Genomic DNA, 18,358 nt, shown 5'->3' with positions numbered 1-18,358 from the left:
AGAAGGAGATGAGTATACAAAATGAAGGTTATAATAAATCCGGTAACGCTGCACTATTCCATCAGATAAGGTTTCATTTCTTCTTCAATATCTTTTCGCAGGTTCATTAAGCGTTTCGCGTATGCTTTGAGGCTGATCTCCGCCGGGGTAACAGGCTCCCATGCAGGCACAGGTACTGTTTTGCCCTGGGCGTCTACTGCGGCGAATACAATGATACAATGCGTTGTTTTTTCCATATGTGGTTGACGGGGATTGCCCGCAGCCACGTTTATAGAAATATGCATACTGCTGCTGCCGGTATAAATAATGGTAGCCGTAATTTCCACCAGATCACCGATGGAAATGGGCTTGTAAAAGCGGATGCCCCCCACATATACCGTTACGGCGTACTGACCGCACCAGTTCACTGCACAAGTATAGCCTGCCTGGTCTATCCATTTCATAACGGCTCCTCCATGTACTTTCCCACCAAAATTTACGTCCGAAGGTTCTGCCAGAAAGCGCAGGGTAATTGCATTTTTTGTGCCGGCCATAGGATAACTATTGTACGATGTACCCGGTAAGCTGTACAAGGTATTAGGTAAAAAATGATCTGGTTGCTGCCTACAAGATAGCAGTGTTTCTGCATTTTCGCAATGTTTGCCGCTGCCGGGCTAAAAAAAAGTACCAGCTACCAGGCATTGTCCTCCACGTTTCCGCAAAGTTCATCCCTGTTAACTGGAACTTTATGCAATTTATATTGTTCAGGTATAGTACATCTTCTCCACACCGTTCTTACAATAAGAGATACCTGCTACCGCTTCACACGTTCCTATCACACTGTTTCGCGTACGGCTTCTACCAGGTCTTTAAACCGGTGAATATCCTTTTGCACCATCATGCGGAAGGCAGGGGTGAGTACATTGGCGATGGCTCTTCCTATATTGCCGGCGGGCGGACGGTAGGTAATCATAATGCTTAATTCGGTGCCGCCATTGGGGGCGTCAAAAAATTCTACCTTGCCGGCATTAACTACCATAGAATCGGGGAGGGATCGCCAGGCCAGTAATACATTGGGTTCTTCCTTTACAATCTCGGCTTCCCATACTACTTCAAAACCAGGCAAATGGATTTGCCATACGGAATGTGTATCAGTAATACTTTGCACGTCGGTTAGGTGGCGCATAAAGCGCGGCAGGTTTTCCAGCCGGCGCCAGAAAGCATATACCTCGCTACGGTGCTTATTAACCACAATGCTGGTGCGGATATTCACCGCCCTGGTATGCTGCACGGAGCTATTCTTGCTGAAAAATTGCGAGATAGGGTCATTGCCTGATGCACCCCGGTATAGCAAATAACCACCGGTGGCCAAGGAAATAAGGTGTTTCAGTGGATGGCGTATACCCGTGAGCAGCAATACGGCACCAACGGCAGCAGAAAATAAACGTTCCTGCTGCGGAACATTCTGCACGCCGCTACGTTCGGAAAAGGCATTGCCTGCGGGACGAAGCGGCTGCTGATAAGTGAGTTGTGACATGGGCTTTCCTTTTTCCTTCATTACTGCCAAAACCTTGCTAACTTTTACCGCCCCGTATGGTAGCATGCCAGCGCGGCTCAGCGAGGAAATAGGTCTACATTCTGCGCCAGCAAACCATGTTAATCGTTAATAATCCCGTTTTTAGGCGTATACAGGGCAGCCCCCACAATGGAATGATAATTGTTTTTAACATTACTATTACGTCACTCATAAAACTATCTCACCATGTTACGTTATGCATTGATATTCTTTATTGTTGCCATCATTGCTGCTATTTTCGGTTTCGGAGGAATTGCTGCGGGTGCTGCAAGCATTGCCCGCATTCTGTTTTTTATCTTTGTGGTGTTGTTCCTGATCTCGCTAGTGTCTGGCTTATTAAAAAGATAAAGCGCCTAATAGCGCTGGGCGCAGCCGGCTGGCTGCGCCTATTTTTTAGTCGCTACCAGTTTAGATTTCATACGGCCCGATGATTTTGAACGGTAAACACTTATATTTGGAACAATGCTTTGCGTTTATATATACCGGTAGGAATAATTGAAACGTTTATAATGGTACGCGTAGTGCAGTTCGACATGATTTAAACACAAAACCTGTTTTCAATAAGGCTTGATCCGGTATTTTAAAATATTATTGACCATCCTTGGTACCTACTTCTTGTTGCATATCACCCAGCCCGCCCAGGCCGGGCATGATAAGGGGTTGCCATGGCATATTTCCCCCATCAATGATACGATCATCAAACCCACGCCACCTAAAAAAACGGGTTTCCTTCATAAGATCGGGGAGTACCGCGACTCTATGCTTATAAGGCGCTACCGCGATTCACTGCTGAACCGCATTACCCACGCCAACGCCCCCGATCCACTGGAAGACAGCAGTTTGATTAAAAGTGAAAAGATGTTCACGCCATTGTCTGGCCGCACCATACGCCGGGTGTTCTTCCGCAAGGTAAAAGTATTTGGCCCGCGCAATATTAACGATACCACCTACCAGACCTCGAAAAAGCTCGTAGATTTCGCTAACCAGGTGCATTTCGAGTCTAAGGAATGGGTGTTACGTCAGATGCTGTTTTTTAAACCCGGCGATACCATTAACCCTTTTGAACTGGCCGACAACGAACGTTACCTGCGTAGCCGCCCCTTTATTCAGGATGCCCGGATTTACGTAGTGAATGCTACTAACAACGCAGATTCTGCGGATGTGATGGTAGTTACCAAAGATGTATTTGAATATAGCATCAACCTGAAAGAACTATCACCCCAGGCCGCATCTACCGTGATCTCCAACAACGATTTGCTTGGGGCCGGCCAGGGGCTGGACATTGGCGGCACCTGGAAAAGTAGTCAGCGCCCGCAATTTGGCTCGCTGGTGCGCTATACCAAGTACAATATATTAGGCACGTTCATAGACGGTTCTATTGGTTACAGTATGCTTAATACCTATATGCCGCTAGATACCAATGTGTACGAAGGATCTTACTACATAAGCCTGAACCGCCCTTTATACCGGCCTTCCGCCCGCTGGGCCGGGGGGCTTACTTTTAGTCTTAATCACTCCATCAATAAATGGGCAAAGCCAGATAGCCTTTTTCGCAAGTATGAGTACAACACGCTGGATGGCTGGTTAGGCTACAACTTCCGCCAGCAATTCAGTGGCAATGGCACTGAAACGCAACGGCCCAATTTTGCCGTACTGGTCCGCCATTATAACTTGTATTTCCAGGAAACGCCGCAACAACCCGACTACAAGGCAGACCCGGTATACAACAACCGGCGATACTACCTGCTGCAACTCTCATTGTTCAAACAAACCTTCTTCAAGGCTCACCACTTTTTCGCATTTGGGCGAACAGAGGATATTCCCGCGGGTTATTCTATAAAAGGCACCTCCGGATGGGAAACCTGGATAGGCCGCCGCCGCCTCTACACCGCTGTGGAAGCTAACCGCTTCTGGGTTAGCAAACACCAGGATCTTTTTAATCCCTCTTTTGGTATTAGCAGCTTCTGGGGCCGCAATTCCTCGGAAGACGCCGTGATCCATGGACGTATGGATTTTTATAGCCGCCTGTTTAATTTCAAGACCAGCCATTTCCGCCAGTTTATTTCTGCCGATTACCTTACCAGTCCAGATCCCTATTTCTACAAGCCGCTGAATATTAATAATGATAATGGCATTTTCGGTTACAAGCGCACTACCCTCAATGGCTACCAACGCCTGAACCTGAAGTCGGAAACCATCTGGTATACCCCCTTCCGGCTTTATGGGTTTAAATTTAATATTTCCACCATCCTGCAGGTTTCTCAACTGGACGCTAAGGAGGATCCGTTGTTTACCACCCACCTGCAAAGCCGTTTGGGCATTACCTGTACCATACGTAATGAAAACCTGTCGCTCAATACCTTATCGTTCTCCGGCAACTATTACCCAAGTGCACCCTCCGGCGTGCCTAAGTTCTTCCTGGAAGTCACCACCGTAATGGATATTCGCTTTGACATTTCCGCCTTGCGGGCTCCCGCCCTGTTGTCCTTTAAATAGGGCTGCCCATCCTTTATTAAAAGAACATATGCACATTTAATAGAAAAAATGCATTTTTACGTCATTACTTTCACTCCATAAAACCGATATTTTATGCGTTGGCAAAACAGGCGTACAAGCGATAATGTTGAAGAAGGCTCCGGCGGCGGTGGTGGCGGTGGCCGCATGGTAGTCGGCGGCGGCATCGGTACCATTGTCCTCATCGTGTTGGCGCTGCTCTTTAAACAAAATCCCCTTCAAGTATTGCAACAGGTTCAATCCCAGCCCCAGCAGCAAGGTGCTTCCGACGATACCCATGCCGTAACCAGCTATGCAGGCAACGATGACAAAAAATTTTCTTCCGTGGTGCTGGCCAGTACGGAAGATGTATGGCACGACTTGTTTATCCAGATGAACAAAACCTATGAGGAGCCAAAACTTTATTTGTTTAAAAACCAGGTGCAATCTGCCTGCGGTGCTGCCGAAGCGTCTTCCGGACCATTCTATTGTCCTGGCGACCGTAAGGTGTATCTTGACTTGCAATTCTTTGACGAAATGCGCAATAAGTTTCGCGTGAGCGGCGACTTTGCTATGGCCTACGTCATTGCTCACGAAGTAGGACACCACGTACAAAACCTGTTAGGCATCTCGGCCAAAATGGACCGGGCGCGACAGCAGATCAGCGAGGCGGATTATAATAAACTCTCTGTAAAACTGGAACTACAGGCCGATTTCCTGGCAGGGGTATGGGCCAACCACGCCCAGTCTATGGATACGCTGCTCGAAGCGGGTGATATAGAATCCGGACTTAACGCCGCCAGCGCTGTGGGCGACGACCGTCTGCAAAAACAAGCGCAAGGCTATATCGTTCCAGACGCATTTACCCACGGCACCTCCGCCCAGCGAATGTACTGGTTTAAGAAAGGCTTCACCACCGGCGATATCCGCCAGGGCGACACCTTTAACGATCCATCTTTAAACTAAGGAAATGCGATAAATAGCTGCACCTTTATGCCGGCTTTTCTATGGTATAAGGGATAATTACATCGCATCCCTGCCTACCGATACACCTAACTTTCTAGTTTGCACCTAATAAATTTTAAATGCCACACTTCGAGAATCCGGTGCCAACAGCGGTTTCTGTGCCGGGCAAATTCTGGCCTACCTTCTGGAAATTCTTAACCGTGAAAAACGACCGGGAGCCCGCCATAGCGCCAGGTCCGTTTTCTTTTGATATGCAGGCTTATGAAAATGCCCGGGAAGATGAGATCAGGGTTACCTGGTTGGGGCATACCACCCTTATCCTGGAAGTGGCGGGCAAACGTTTTCTCACCGATCCGGTATGGGCCATGCGGGCATCCCCTATTTCCTTTTTAGGACCAAAGCGATTTTTCCGGGTACCGGTGGACATAGACCAACTGCCACCACTGGATGGGATATTGCTCAGTCACGATCATTACGACCATCTCGATGAAAAAGTAATCCGGCAATTGGCGGCCAAAGGTTACCCGTTCTACTGTCCCCTCGGCGTGGAGAAACATCTGCGTAAATGGGGCGTGCACTCCGAGCAATGGCGGGTATTTAACTGGGGCGATAGCCTGGTGCTGGACGAAACCTGCACCCTCACGGCCACACCGGCCCGCCATTTCTCCGGCCGTGGCCTGCGCGACCGCTTTACCACCCTCTGGACCTCCTGGGTGATACAAGGGCGGCAACACAAGGTATTCTTTGGTGGCGACAGCGGTTGGTGGCCGGGCTTCGCCGATATTGGCAACACCTATGGGCCTTTTGACCTGGCCATCCTGGAGATAGGGGCCTATGGCGATACCTGGCCAGACATCCACATGGGACCTGAAAATGCACTGAAGGCTTTTGCAGCACTAAAGGCCGGTGTAATGCTGCCCGTGCATTGGGGAACATATAACCTGGCCCTACACCCCTGGCGGGAGCCTGTGCAGCGCCTGCTGTCGGCAGCCGGGCCGGAGGTGAAGATCTGGCTGCCCCGGCCAGGGACCTGTGAAGTGCTGCCCACCGAAAGCAAAATTACAAAATGGTGGGAGTAGATCCCTCCCGGTACACTTTATCCTGGGAGATACGCAGATTATACTTGTGCTTTAACAAGACTTTGTACGGGATCGGGTAGCCATTTGCCACGCTTATCCAGTTCAATGGCTGGCCTTTGAAAGGGAAGATCACTGCGTTTTGTTAACCCAAATCCTACACCAAACCAGCGGGTTTACCTGGGTATCCGGCGGTAGCATTTTCCTTCGTTCCAAAACATTTCACGCATAAAACACCCTGTACTTTTTACCATTTCTTGGATAAAGCGTATTTGCTGCTTACTTTGCAGTTCGAAAACACCTTAGAAGAAAATACGGTAATCCATATGGCAACCATCCATTCCACATCATTATTTTGAAAAGGAAGGTTGACATCCCCCTATACTTCCGGCCTTAAAAAATCAATAGTATGGCGATAGATAATCAAGCAAAGTATTTACCCGTTTTCTCCCGCCTCGCCGGCGAGCAGGCGTCGAAGGCGTTCTATGTGCTGGCGGGAGATCTGGGCGGCACCAAGACTAACCTGGCGCTGTACGAAGTAAATGGCGCTTCGCTCCGCGTACTGGAGCAAGCCACCTACCACTCTAATCAGTACAATTCACTGAGCCAATTGATCAAAACCTTTCACGATCAGTATCCCGACAGACTACCCGACCGCATTAGTGTAGGAGTGGCCGGCCCGGTGTTGCATGGTAAGGCGGCAATTACCAATCTCACCATGGAGATCAGCGAACAGGCTATTGCCGAGGCTACCGGCGTGAAAAATGTGTACCTCCTCAACGACCTGGAAGCCACTGCCTACGGCCTGGCCACCTTGCAGGGCAATGACCTGGTGACCTTGCACCCTGGCGATCCAAGTATGAAGGGAAATATGGCCATCATTGCACCGGGTACCGGACTGGGAGAGGCGGGGCTTTTTTACGATGGCGAAATTTATTTCCCCTTTGCCACGGAAGGTGGTCATAGCGACTTTGCTCCCCGCAGTGCACAAGACATGGCCATTCACAACTACCTACACCAAAAAGTACCCGTCGTGAGCTGGGAACATTTAGTATCCGGCATGGGTATTCTTAATATTTTTAACTACCTGAAAGACGTAGAAAAAATGGAAGTGCCAGACTGGATGACAGCGTCCTTCAATACCAAGGACGATGCCGCCGTGATCAGCACCGCCGCCGAAGAAAATAAAGCCCCCATTGCTACCCAAACTATGGCACTCTTCGTAAAATACCTGGCCCGCGAAACCAGTAGCCTCATGCTGAAACTAAAGGCTACCGGCGGCGTATTTCTGGGTGGAGGCATTCCTCCTAAGATCCTGCCTTTGCTGCAGTCGCCCGCGTTTTACCAGCACTATCGCGATGGAGATCGACTATTTGCTCTGCTGGAAACGGCCCCCCTGCATGTTATCGACAACGACAAGACCGCCCTGCAAGGCGCTGCTTTTTATGGCGCCCAGGCACAGCCCAAGGTTTAAAGTATAGGCCGTATACACCATCTGGTTTATCATTTTGCTCATGAAACAACTTGCATCAGAACGCCTGCTACAAGCCAGTATAAACGCCTATCCTCACCCGGTGATCATTACCTCGCCAGACGGGAAGATACTGGCCGCCAACAACCAGACCGTTGCCTTGTTTGGACAACCATTACAACAAACCATGGAGCAAAATCTGCTACAAGCTCCCTTGTTAAGCAGTTGGACCCTCCAAGCGGCGCAGGAGCTGTTGCACACCAGCCCGGATGTGGCCAACATTAATTTCACTTTGCATGGCGTAACAAATGCACCAGCCCTCGTGCCGGTGCGCATTCACCTCCGTTCTTTCATTACAGAACGCCAGGATAAACCGGGGCTGATGTGGACTTTCCAGGTATTGTCTAAAACAAATGCCGGTGCTGTAGGTGAAAACCAGGTAGGAGCACTTTTTACACTGGCAGATACCGCCGAATCATTGCTTTTATTTGGTACTTATAGTTGGAACCTCCACACGCAGGAGATCACCTGGTCGGAAGGGATGTACCGGATTTTAGGTTATGCCAGTGCGGCCGATTGTCCCGAAACTCCTTCATTGGAATTTTATACCCGTTTCCTAGACCCCGGTTTAGCAACTGGATTATATAAAGAGCTGGCCCAGGCCCGCAGCAGCAAGCAAAACTACGCGCACGAATATGATATCATCGACCTTCAGGGCCGGCGAAAACGCATTCATTCGCAGGGTAGTTACTGGCGCGATGCCAGCAGTGGCATAGAGAAATTATTGGGCGTAATACACGATATTACCGATATCAAAAAACTGGAGCGGGAACGCGACAAATTCGTGCTGGATTTGGCCCGCAGCAACAAAGAACTGGAGCAGTTTGCATACGTGGCCTCCCACGATTTGCAGGAGCCGCTGCGCAAGATACTGACCTTCAGCGACCGGCTACAGGTAAAGTACAAAGAACAACTGGGCGACGATGCTGCTCAATACTTAGAGCGCATGACCAATGCCGCCAACAATATGCGCCGCCTTATAGACGACCTGTTGCAACTATCCCGGGTCACTACCCGCGATATACCGCTGGAAAATGTAGATCTTAATAATACCCTCCGCCACGTGATCAAAGATCTGGAGGCACCTGTGCGTCAAACCAATGCCTCTATAAAAGCAGAATTGCTGCCAAATATCCAGGGCCGCAGTGTTCAACTGGAACAACTCTTTACTTGCATCATTGGCAACGCCTTGAAATTTCACCAACCGGGCCGCCCACTTAAAATCATCATTTCTGCTGCAACGCTTTCCCACGCAGAGAAAACGAAGTACCTGCTGGACGAGCAGCGCACCTGGTACCGCCTGGGGGTTAAGGATAATGGTATTGGCTTTGAACAAGCTTATGCCGAACGTATTTTTGAAGTGTTTCAACGCCTCCATGGTAAAAGCGATTACCCCGGCACCGGATTAGGCCTTTCTATTTGTAAGAAGATCGTAGAACGCCACCAGGGTGCTATCCTGGCAGAAGGCATTCCTGGCCAGGGCGCCTCTTTCTTTATCATTTTGCCCAACGTGCAAAAGGTTTAAGGTGTATCTTGCTACAAATCCATATCATGGCGTTGATACCCGTTACCACCGAGTGGCTCCATTCCCTGGAAAGTCTCAAAGACGTGCCGGAAAACCAGTTGCAGTGGTTCATAGATCATAGCGCACACCTGGAACTACATGCCGGTGATTTCCTGGTAAAGCCCGGGGAAGTAATACGTGGTACCCAGGTAATGGTGAGTGGCAAAGTGTTGATGTATTCCGTGCAGGAAGGCATACGCCGAGAGTTGTTTACGGTGACACGGGGTGATATCACCGGCTACCTCCCTTACTCTCGCGCCCACTATGCCGGCCTGTATGCCGAGGCCATCGAAGACGTACAGTGTATGATGCTGCCACGGGAACTAGGCCGCGAAATGATACAACTCCATTTTGAACTGACCCAGGCACTGGTGCACATCATGACCAACCGGGTGCGCGACTTCTCCCTGGCGCAGCAACAGAACGAAAAAATGTTGGCCCTGGGCAAGCTCTCCGCCGGCCTGGCCCACGAGCTAAACAATCCCGCCGCGGCCATTGTGCGCGACGCCGTAACGCTGAAACAGCACCTGCAACTGATACCCGAACGGTTTAAAGATGTCATTGGCATTCGCATGGAAGACAGCATGGTAGAAGCACTGAGCCAGCTTTTTTATCCCATGGTATTACAGCGCAAACACCAAAACCTGTCGCTGGCCCAGCGCATGCAGGAAGAAGATAAACTAACAGAATGGCTGAATAACCATCAGGTGGCTAATAGTGATGATATTGCTGAAACTCTGGTAGAATTTGGCATTTGCGAAACCGACCTTGAAAAACTGAACAAACTCATTCCCGCCCGTTTCGCCACCAATGTTTTTAACTGGCTGCACAGCAACCTGGTGACCGAAAAAATAGTGGAAGACATCGAGGAATCATCTAACCGTATAGCAAGCCTGGTGAATTCCGTAAAAATATTCACCCACATGGATCGCGACCAGGGCAAAGATTTCACCGACATTCATCCCGGCATCCGTAATACCCTGGTGCTCCTGGGCTTTAAAATACGCAAAGGCAAAGTAAACGTAATAGAAAATTTTGGGGCAGACGTACCCCATGCCAATGTGATGGCTGGCGAGCTAAACCAAGTATGGACCAACTTAATTGACAACGCCCTGGACGCCATGGAAGTAAATGGAAAAGGCACCCTCACCATAACTACCCGCCGACGAGACCCCGACAAAATTGAGATTACCATTGCTGACGACGGGCCCGGCATTCCGCCCAACATCCAGAACAGCATTTTTGAACCTTTTTTCACGACCAAAGAAATGGGCAAGGGAACTGGCATGGGACTGGAGGTAGTACAAAAAATTGTTCGCCAGCATCATGGCTCCATACAGCTAAACACCTCACCGGCTGGCACCGCTTTTATCGTGTGCCTGCCTGTTACGTAAGCTGTATTAGCCGGTAGCACCTGTATATTTTTTATAATGCAACGGTTATAAGGTACAATACAGCCTGGTGCACAGACGCATTATCTTTTAAATAACCAGTGAAAGGCATTAGTGCAGGAGAGGTACACAGTAAGTATGCTTTGTACACTGTACATAATTTAATTGATCTCCATGAACCGACCAATCATTTTTTCCATAGATGATGATCCGCAGGTATTGCGGGCGCTGAGCCGTGATCTGAAAACGGAGTATGGAAAAGAGTTTAAAATAATCAGTACCATATCGGCTGTGGAGGCGCTGGAAAGCCTGGCCCAGTTAAAGAATGCCGGTGACAGTGTGGCCATGTTCCTCTGTGACCAGCGCATGCCGGAAATGGAAGGCGTGGAGTTTTTGGAAAAGGCCATGCCAGTATTTCCCGACGCCAAGCGGGTGCTGCTCACCGCTTATTCCGATACTACTGCCGCCATTAAAGCCATTAATGATGTACGGCTAGACTACTACCTTATGAAGCCCTGGAACCCTCCGGAGGAAAAGTTGTACCCGGTGATCAACGATCTGCTGGACGACTGGCTAAGTCATTATGTGCCTGCATTCAAAGGCATTCAACTGATAGGGTTCCAATTCTCCCCGAAGTCGCACGAACTGAAAGATTTTCTGGCTGGCAATCTAATACCTTACCGCTGGATAGATATAGAACGAGGGCCGGATGGGCAGGACATCCTGACCCGCAACCACCTTACCCGCAACGATTTGCCAATAGTAATGCTGGAAGATGGCTCCCTGTTGCGCCAGCCCTCCATCCGCGAGGTAGCATCCCACACGGGGCTGAACCCCCACGTGAAAAAAGAGGTGTACGACGTGGTGATCATCGGCGCTGGTCCTGCAGGCCTGGCCGCCGCTGTATACGGCGCTTCCGAAGGACTAAACACCCTGCTGATAGAACGCAAAGCGCCCGGGGGCCAGGCAGGTACCAGTTCCCGCATAGAAAACTACCTCGGTTTCCCTGCCGGCCTGAGTGGGGCAGACCTTACCCGGCGCGCCGTAGCGCAGGCCAGCCGCCTGGGTGCTGAATTTTTATCGCCCCGGAGCGTGAACGACATTACGCAGAAAGACGGTTATAAAACCATTCACCTTGACGACGGTCACCAGGTCATTAGTCGGGCAGTGATAATTACGACCGGGGTAGACTACCGCAAGCTGGACGTGGAAGGAGTAGATAAATTCACCGGGGCGGGAGTATACTATGGCGGGGCCAATACCGAGGCAACGGCCTGCAAAGACAAAGAAGTGTATGTGATTGGTGGTGGTAATTCTGCCGGCCAGGCGGCCATGTATCTTTCTAAGTTTGCCCGGCAGGTACACATCGTGATCCGTCGGCCTAATCTTTCCGAAACCATGTCGGCTTACCTCATCACACAGATTGCCGATACCAAAAATATAGCAGTGCTGTCCTGCACCGAAGTAATCAAAGCCTGCGGCGATCAATACCTGCAGGAACTGGTGATTAAAAATTTGGACAGCGGCGTGGTAGAAACCCGTGCTGCTGCCGCCCTTTATATTTTTATTGGCGCCAAGCCTTACACCGATTGGATAAAACTAGACATCATCAAGAACGATAAAGAATTTATTGAAACCGGTCGTGACCTGCAATCGTATGACCTGTTTCAAAAATACTGGAAACTGCCCCGCGATCCTTTCCTGCTGGAAACAAGTTGCCCCGGCATTTTCGCAGCCGGCGACGTGCGCGCCAGTGCCATGAACCGTGTAGCTTCCGCCGTAGGCGAAGGTTCCATGGCCATCAGTTTTGTACACAAATACCTAGCGGAGGTGTAGGAAGACTCCTTGTATCATGTAGTGTTTATTAGGCGCTATATGATCGATTACCGCCCGCTACGACATACAACCTTTTTTATTACACAATACTTTTTTTATGGAAGTCTGTAAGCACATTAAAGAAATTACCTTGCTCAAACACCCTAAAGAACAGGTGTGCGAAGAATGTATAAAAACCGGGGATGAGTGGGTGCACCTGCGTACCTGCCAGACCTGCGGTGTTACGCTGTGCTGCGACCAGTCGCCCAAACAGCATATGACCAAACATTATCATGCCACCCACCATCCCGTTATCATTTCCTCCCAACCAGGGGAAAGATGGTTGTGGTGTTACCCAGACGAGTTGTTCGTGGAATATTAGGCGTTACCTGATCATCAACAAAAAAGCCGCTATCCCTTCTGTAGGACAGCGGCTTTTTATTAACTGTTAGCTTGCCATGTAATTAGTTGCCATCACCATTAATGCCTCCGTTGTCGTCGTTATGGTTGTCTTTATTCTTTTTCTCTTTCTCTTTCTTGTCAGAAGACTCCATTTTGCCAAAGCGCCAGGAAAAGTTCAGGCGCAGTTCGCGGCTGGCTTGTTTGCGGTAACGCTCCTGATCCTGGTATTCGGTGTAGGTATAGGAGAGATCACGATTGGTGTTAAACACATCGTTCAGGCCAAGCGAAATGGAGGCGGCATTATTCTTCAGGAAATCTTTTTTAAGGCCCAGGTCTGCCGTATAGTTGGGCATCCGCTCGCCCTGGGGCTGTATTTCCTTCGAGTTATAATTGCCCGTTACCTGCAAAGTGAGGTTCCAGGGCAGTTTCGTATTACTGTTCACTTTGCCGAACCAGGTAATACCGCTATTATTTAGGTTAGAACCCTGGTTACTGGCATCGATCTGGGTATGCGAAAGGTTTGCATTGGTGGTGATGTCCCAGCCTTTAGTGATCTGGTTACGCAGGGTAAATTCTGCGCCAAAGGAATTGCGGTTGTTAGCATTGATCGGGTAGGAGAGCAGCACGTGCTGGTCGGCCCCGTTTATATTTAACGTAGTATCCTGGTAAAAGGTCGTGATAGCGTTGGTGGTATTACGGTAGTATAAAGACACCAGCACATTGGCCTTGCCTGAAAAGTCTTTCAGGTAAGAAAATTCGAAGGCGTTGGTAAATTCCGGTTTCAGCAGCGGGTTGCCACGGCTGGCGCTTTGGCCGCCATAAGAAAGGTTAGGCACCAGGTCCAGGAACCAGGGGCGGCGAATGCGCCGGCTATAGTTCAGTTGAAATTCATTATCGTCTTTCAGTTTCTGTGTTAAGAATACGCTGGGGAATAAGCTGATTGGGTAATTCAGTTTATAAGTACCAGTTTTCAGCGTATTGAGCCGGCCATCGTAGCTAGATTGTTCCGCGCGCAGGCCAGCCTGGTAGCCGAAGTTGCCACGGGTACCACCGGTATAACTTACATAAGCGGCATTTATATTTTCCGTATAGTGGTAATCGTTAGAGAGTGCCGTATCTATTCCATATGTACTGGTTACGGGGTCCAGCCCCATGGTGTACAGCTTGTTGTTGAACACCCGTGCTGTGGAGCGCAGGCCTGCTTCCAGTTTGCTGCGGGTAGAAAATGGGTTTACATAATCTACCTGACCGGTGAAATAGGTGGTATTGCCCGTTCCGTCGCCATGGCGAACTTCCGGTAGGTGAGGGTCGTAACTGGGCGTACCGTCGGGATTATTATAAAAAAGATTGTATTGGGAATGATCGCTGGAGTTGGCGCGGTTATACTGAACATTGGCGCTCAGTTCTTCGCCTTCTTTAATAAATGTGCGTTTGTAGTTTAGTTCCGCCGTATAGTTGGTGAATCCATTCTGGCTATTGTTAATGCCGGAACCATACCGTAGCGGTGTGTGTAGGCTATCGAACTCGGTAAGGGCCTGGTTATTTTTGTTTTTGAAATCACCTTTTACCAGGCTACCAGACAGGCTCAGGGTATTGCGGTCGTCCATAAACCAGTCTACCCCAGTGCGGGCGTACTGGAACAGGCGTTTAATATTACCGTCGTTATTTTGGTTCAGGTAGCTTAGACTATCTGGCCCTGTGGTGGTGCGTTTTATTTCATCGCGGCTGCTGCCTTTCCGGTCGCGGACATTATAATTCACGAACCAGTTTATTTTTTTACGGCGCATGCTAAAATCCAGGCCTGCATTGTAACTGCCCAAGGTGCTAAAGCCCCCGCGCACCTGTCCATTGGTACCATTTTTCTTATCTTTTTTGAGAATGATATTAAGGATACCGCTCATGCCTTCTGCATCGTACTTGGCAGAGGGGTTGGTTACTACTTCAATGCTCTGGATGGCGTCTGCAGGTATCTGATCCAGGGTAAGGGTGGTGGGGCGACCATCTACCATGATGGTAGGTGCGCCGTTGCGCACTGTTACGTTACCATCTATATCCACATTCACGGAAGGCACTTGTTTCAATACGTCCGTTGCGGTGCCACCTACGCTGGCCAGGTTTTTATCGACATTAAACACACGTTTGTCGATCGCCATAGTAAACGTTGGACGTTCCGCAATCACCGTTACGGCCGCCAGTGACTTTACGTTACTTTCCAGTTTTACATCACCCAAATCTACCATGGCAGCGGCTTTGGTAAGCACTACGGGTTTGAATAAGGTTTTATAGCCAACGAAATTTATGCGTAGCAAAGTTTTGCCCAATGGTATATTATTAAACAGGAAGCCGCCTTCTGCATTAGAATACATGCCGGTAACCAAGGTAGAGTCGGCCCGGAGTATGGCAATAGACGCCATCTCCACAGGTGCTCCAGTTTTGGCATCCAACAGTTTGCCCTGTAGGTGCCCGGTAACCTGTTGCTCCAGCGACGCTTGATTATGCTGTTGGGCGATAGCAACATTACTTGCTACCACAAGCAGGAGGAGTAAAAGCAAAACGTTTTTCCTCATGTGCGAATGTTTCTTCATTTCTAATGACTAATAATCCTTTGGTATGGCACGTTGATGGATAAACTGTGATAACGGTAGTGGTAGTAGCCGGCTGCTTCCCGGCAGAAGATTAATTCCGCAGGCACATAAGCGATTCGGGTCGACAATTGCAGCATCTATCACAGTTCCAGCCTTTGGCCAGATAAATTGTTTCCGTTCACTTACAAAAGTAAATGATTTAACATTTTAATTACATTATTTTTGATAAACGGCTAGGGGTAAGAGGGGGTTTACTTCGTCTCCGCCACTCTGTGGACAAACCTGTTCAACACCGGATCGCTAGAATAGATCTCTTCTTCGGCTATGGGAACGGTAAAAGCGAAAGTGGTACCCTGGCCAGCAGCGCTGGTAAAGCGGATGCTGCCCTGGTTCTGCTCAATAAATTCTTTGGAAAGGGGCAAGCCCAACCCACAGCCCTTTTCGTTCTGTGTACCGTAAGTTGAGTAATAGAGATGGGAAAATATCTTGCTATGTTCTGATTCGGGAATACCCGTGCCATTGTCTTCTACAAATACCTCCACCATATTTTCCTGGCGGGTAGCAAAAATGCGGATACGACCGCCGGCAGGGGTAAACTTCACCGCATTGCTGATCAGGTTGCGCAGCACCATCTTTATCATATCCATATCGGCATACACCATGATGGGGCCTTCCAGTTCGCTAAAAAGATCTACGTCCTTCTGCCGGGCCAGGGTGCAAAGCAGGTCAAACTCCTGGTGCAGCGCTTCGGCCAGGTCAAAATCGTCCCGTTTCAGGCGAATACCCTTCATCTGCGAGCTGGCCCACTGCAGTAGGTTGTCCATCATGTAACTAGTATTCTTCGTATCGCGCCACAGTTCATTCGTGTATAAACGAAACTGTTCAGGAGGAATCTTTTCATCACGTAGCAGGAATAGCAGGCCGTCCAGGATAGCCAGGGGAGAACGCAGGTCGTGGGAAATCACACTAAAGATGCGGTCTTTTACCATCACCAGGTTTTCCAGTTTTTCATTTTGCTCAGTGATGATCTTATTTTGCTCGGAGCTTTCTGCATTTTTGATATTAAGCTGGCGGTTTAGCCGGAACACCAGGATGGTTACCCCGGTAAGCACCAGCAAAAGCAACAGGCCCGTAACTTCAAACATGCGCTGGTGGCGGATGGTCGTCAGGTGGTCCTGCTGTTCTTTGAGCAGCAGGATGTTTTCACGCTGCTTTTTTTCCGACTCGTATTTCTCTGTTGTATTGGTGATGTACTGGTCTTTCTGTACGTCGAAATAATTGGCGTTCAGGGTGGCAAACTGTTTATAATTTTTCAGGGCGCTCACAAAATCGCCCCGGGCAGAGTCCAGCAGGGAACGGCTTTTATAAAGCATCATCTCATTTTTGGGGTTCTTCAATGCTTTATTCATACTGTCGGCCTGCGCAAAGTAATTGGAGGCGGCCCGGAAGTTCCGCAAGTGGGTGCTGGTTTCACCCAGTTCTATAAAAGCCTTAGCCAGTCCCTGTTTGTTATTGGTTTCTTCATAATACTGCTTTGCCATTTGCTGAAAACGCAAGGCCATCGGGTATTGATGCAACAATGCGTAAGAGAGGCCAATATTTTCATATGTAAATGCCAGCCCGTGCCGGTCATTGATAGCCTTTTTAATTACGGCAGATCGCCGCAGGTAATACATGGCCGAATCGGCCACGCCTTCAGAAAGATATACAGAACCGATATTATTCAGCGTTTTGGCAATTTCCGCCTTATCTTTTAATTGTTCCTTTAGTTTCAGGGATTGAAGCAGGTAGGGGAGCCCCTTGGCTGCATTATTTTCTTCGATATAGATATTGCCTTGGTCATTGAGCAGCACTGCCATCAGTTGGGGATCGTGCATGCGTTCGGCTATCTTCATGGCGGCAATGGTTAGCGCCATTTGCTGATCCAAATTGCCCTTAAAATTTGCTCCCAACCCCTGGTTGCGCATGGCGTAAATGATGCCTTTATCAAAATGTAGTTGGGTAGCCAGCTCCAGCGCCTCTTGGCTATACTTGCTTGCCCCTGCAATATCCTGTGTAACCAGCAGGCGGGCCAGTTGATTGAGAAGGTTCACACGCAGCGTATCCTGGGCTGGATGTCCCTGTAATGCTTTTTGCAAGCTGTCTGCCGGTGCCTGTGCAAAAACACCACCGCTGCAACTGAGCAATACTATTAAGAAAATGGTTGTAAAGCGCGCTAATAAAGGCATAAGTAGTGACTATGGTTAAATGTTGGCACGCGGAAAGTAAAGGATGAATCTGCCGGGAATAAAAATAATATTAATTCCTGAGAAGTCAATATAGCCCGCTCTCGTGGCTGATTGCAGAAAATTAAAGCCTAACGCATATTATATTTTATAAATTATTTTTAAACATTACGCATCACCTTGATCGAGATCTGCCGGCCGGTTTAAATACTTGGAATGAAATACCACTGTGATCAACATTCCTAACAAACAACCTATCATAACGGCCATAAAACGTTCTACGGTAGTATCCCATATATGATGTCCTGCTTCATGGGTAAGAATAATAATGGTAGCCGCCAATGCTGAACGCGTAGCCGCTTCCAACTTCAACAGGGAACAAGCTAGGGTAGTAACTGCCACGCCAATCATCATGCTATACACATTTGAAGCACACACCCACAACACCAAAAATCCCACAGAAACCCCCACTGCATTGGCCTTTATACGGGATAGTGCCAGCTGCATAGCGTCATTCCCATCCGGAGAAAGCACTAACAACACCGATATTAAACACCATATTTTATCATTATAATGCATTAAATAAGACAACAGATACACTATCACCACCCCCGTAACACACTTCGCCATATAAATCAACAAACGGCTCATACTAATTATGAATTATGAATTATGAATTATGAATTATGAATTATGAATTATGAATTATGAATTATGAATTATGAATTATGAATTATGAATTATGAATTATGAAT

At 48.7% G+C, this 18,358-nt stretch carries 14 protein-coding genes; 9 read left to right on the top strand and 5 right to left on the bottom strand.

Annotated elements, in window-relative coordinates; translation table 11 throughout:
• Window positions 1-53: 53 nt before the first annotated feature.
• Both GA0116948_RS20135 and GA0116948_RS20130 read right to left on the bottom strand, forming a co-directional pair.
• Window positions 54-533, bottom strand: a complete 480-nt coding sequence (locus GA0116948_RS20135; protein WP_089715594.1) for an acyl-CoA thioesterase — start codon at window positions 531-533, stop codon at window positions 54-56.
• Window positions 534-814: 281 nt separating this feature from the next.
• Entirely contained in the window at window positions 815-1,516 is a 702-nt protein-coding gene (locus tag GA0116948_RS20130; RefSeq protein ID WP_165798534.1) for an SRPBCC family protein, read from the bottom strand.
• 225 nt (window positions 1,517-1,741) lie between these two features.
• On the opposite strand from GA0116948_RS20130, the gene GA0116948_RS20125 reads away from it, so the two are divergent.
• The 9 genes from GA0116948_RS20125 to GA0116948_RS20085 all read left to right on the top strand — a co-directional run bounded on the left by GA0116948_RS20125 (window position 1,742) and on the right by GA0116948_RS20085 (window position 12,773).
• A complete protein-coding gene (locus tag GA0116948_RS20125; protein WP_089715590.1) occupies window positions 1,742-1,903 on the top strand; it encodes a DUF1328 family protein in 162 nt (53 codons plus the stop codon).
• Between the two features lie 243 nt (window positions 1,904-2,146).
• On the top strand, window positions 2,147-4,051 hold the full coding sequence (locus tag GA0116948_RS20120; protein WP_123891865.1) for a BamA/TamA family outer membrane protein: 1,905 nt from the start codon (window positions 2,147-2,149) through the stop codon (window positions 4,049-4,051).
• A gap of 93 nt (window positions 4,052-4,144) precedes the next feature.
• Window positions 4,145-5,014, top strand: coding sequence for a KPN_02809 family neutral zinc metallopeptidase (gene ypfJ, locus GA0116948_RS20115; protein ID WP_089715587.1), 870 nt, complete (start codon window positions 4,145-4,147; stop codon window positions 5,012-5,014).
• Between the two features lie 119 nt (window positions 5,015-5,133).
• Window positions 5,134-6,093, top strand: coding sequence for an MBL fold metallo-hydrolase (locus GA0116948_RS20110; protein WP_089715585.1), 960 nt, complete (start codon window positions 5,134-5,136; stop codon window positions 6,091-6,093).
• 406 nt (window positions 6,094-6,499) lie between these two features.
• Window positions 6,500-7,564 (top strand): glucokinase, encoded by a 1,065-nt coding sequence (gene glk, locus GA0116948_RS20105; protein ID WP_089715583.1) that lies wholly within the window; start codon window positions 6,500-6,502, stop codon window positions 7,562-7,564.
• Between the two features lie 40 nt (window positions 7,565-7,604).
• Window positions 7,605-9,146, top strand: a complete 1,542-nt coding sequence (locus tag GA0116948_RS20100) for an ATP-binding protein (protein ID WP_089715581.1) — start codon at window positions 7,605-7,607, stop codon at window positions 9,144-9,146.
• A 26-nt stretch (window positions 9,147-9,172) separates the two neighbouring features.
• Window positions 9,173-10,579, top strand: coding sequence for an ATP-binding protein (locus GA0116948_RS20095; protein WP_240619260.1), 1,407 nt, complete (start codon window positions 9,173-9,175; stop codon window positions 10,577-10,579).
• Between the two features lie 171 nt (window positions 10,580-10,750).
• A complete protein-coding gene (locus GA0116948_RS20090; protein ID WP_089715579.1) occupies window positions 10,751-12,412 on the top strand; it encodes an FAD-dependent oxidoreductase in 1,662 nt (553 codons plus the stop codon).
• A gap of 97 nt (window positions 12,413-12,509) precedes the next feature.
• Window positions 12,510-12,773: a UBP-type zinc finger domain-containing protein gene (locus tag GA0116948_RS20085; RefSeq protein ID WP_089715577.1), complete on the top strand. Its 264-nt coding sequence runs from the start codon at window positions 12,510-12,512 to the stop codon at window positions 12,771-12,773.
• 82 nt (window positions 12,774-12,855) lie between these two features.
• Here the strand turns inward: GA0116948_RS20085 and GA0116948_RS20080 are convergent, their stop codons facing one another.
• From GA0116948_RS20080 to GA0116948_RS20070, 3 genes are all read right to left on the bottom strand, one after another.
• Window positions 12,856-15,360 (bottom strand): outer membrane beta-barrel family protein, encoded by a 2,505-nt coding sequence (locus GA0116948_RS20080; RefSeq protein WP_165798535.1) that lies wholly within the window; start codon window positions 15,358-15,360, stop codon window positions 12,856-12,858.
• 269 nt (window positions 15,361-15,629) lie between these two features.
• Window positions 15,630-17,606, bottom strand: coding sequence for a tetratricopeptide repeat-containing sensor histidine kinase (locus tag GA0116948_RS20075; protein WP_089715573.1), 1,977 nt, complete (start codon window positions 17,604-17,606; stop codon window positions 15,630-15,632).
• Window positions 17,607-17,771: 165 nt separating this feature from the next.
• Window positions 17,772-18,254, bottom strand: coding sequence for an FUSC family protein (locus tag GA0116948_RS20070; RefSeq protein ID WP_089715571.1), 483 nt, complete (start codon window positions 18,252-18,254; stop codon window positions 17,772-17,774).
• Between the last annotated feature and the right edge of the window lie 104 nt (window positions 18,255-18,358).

It is taken from the genome of Chitinophaga costaii (assembly GCF_900094705.1).
GTDB classification, from domain to species: Bacteria; Bacteroidota; Bacteroidia; order Chitinophagales; family Chitinophagaceae; genus Chitinophaga; species Chitinophaga costaii.
Note: the sequence above shows the minus strand (reverse complement) of the source record. Positions and strands in the feature narration are given on the sequence as shown.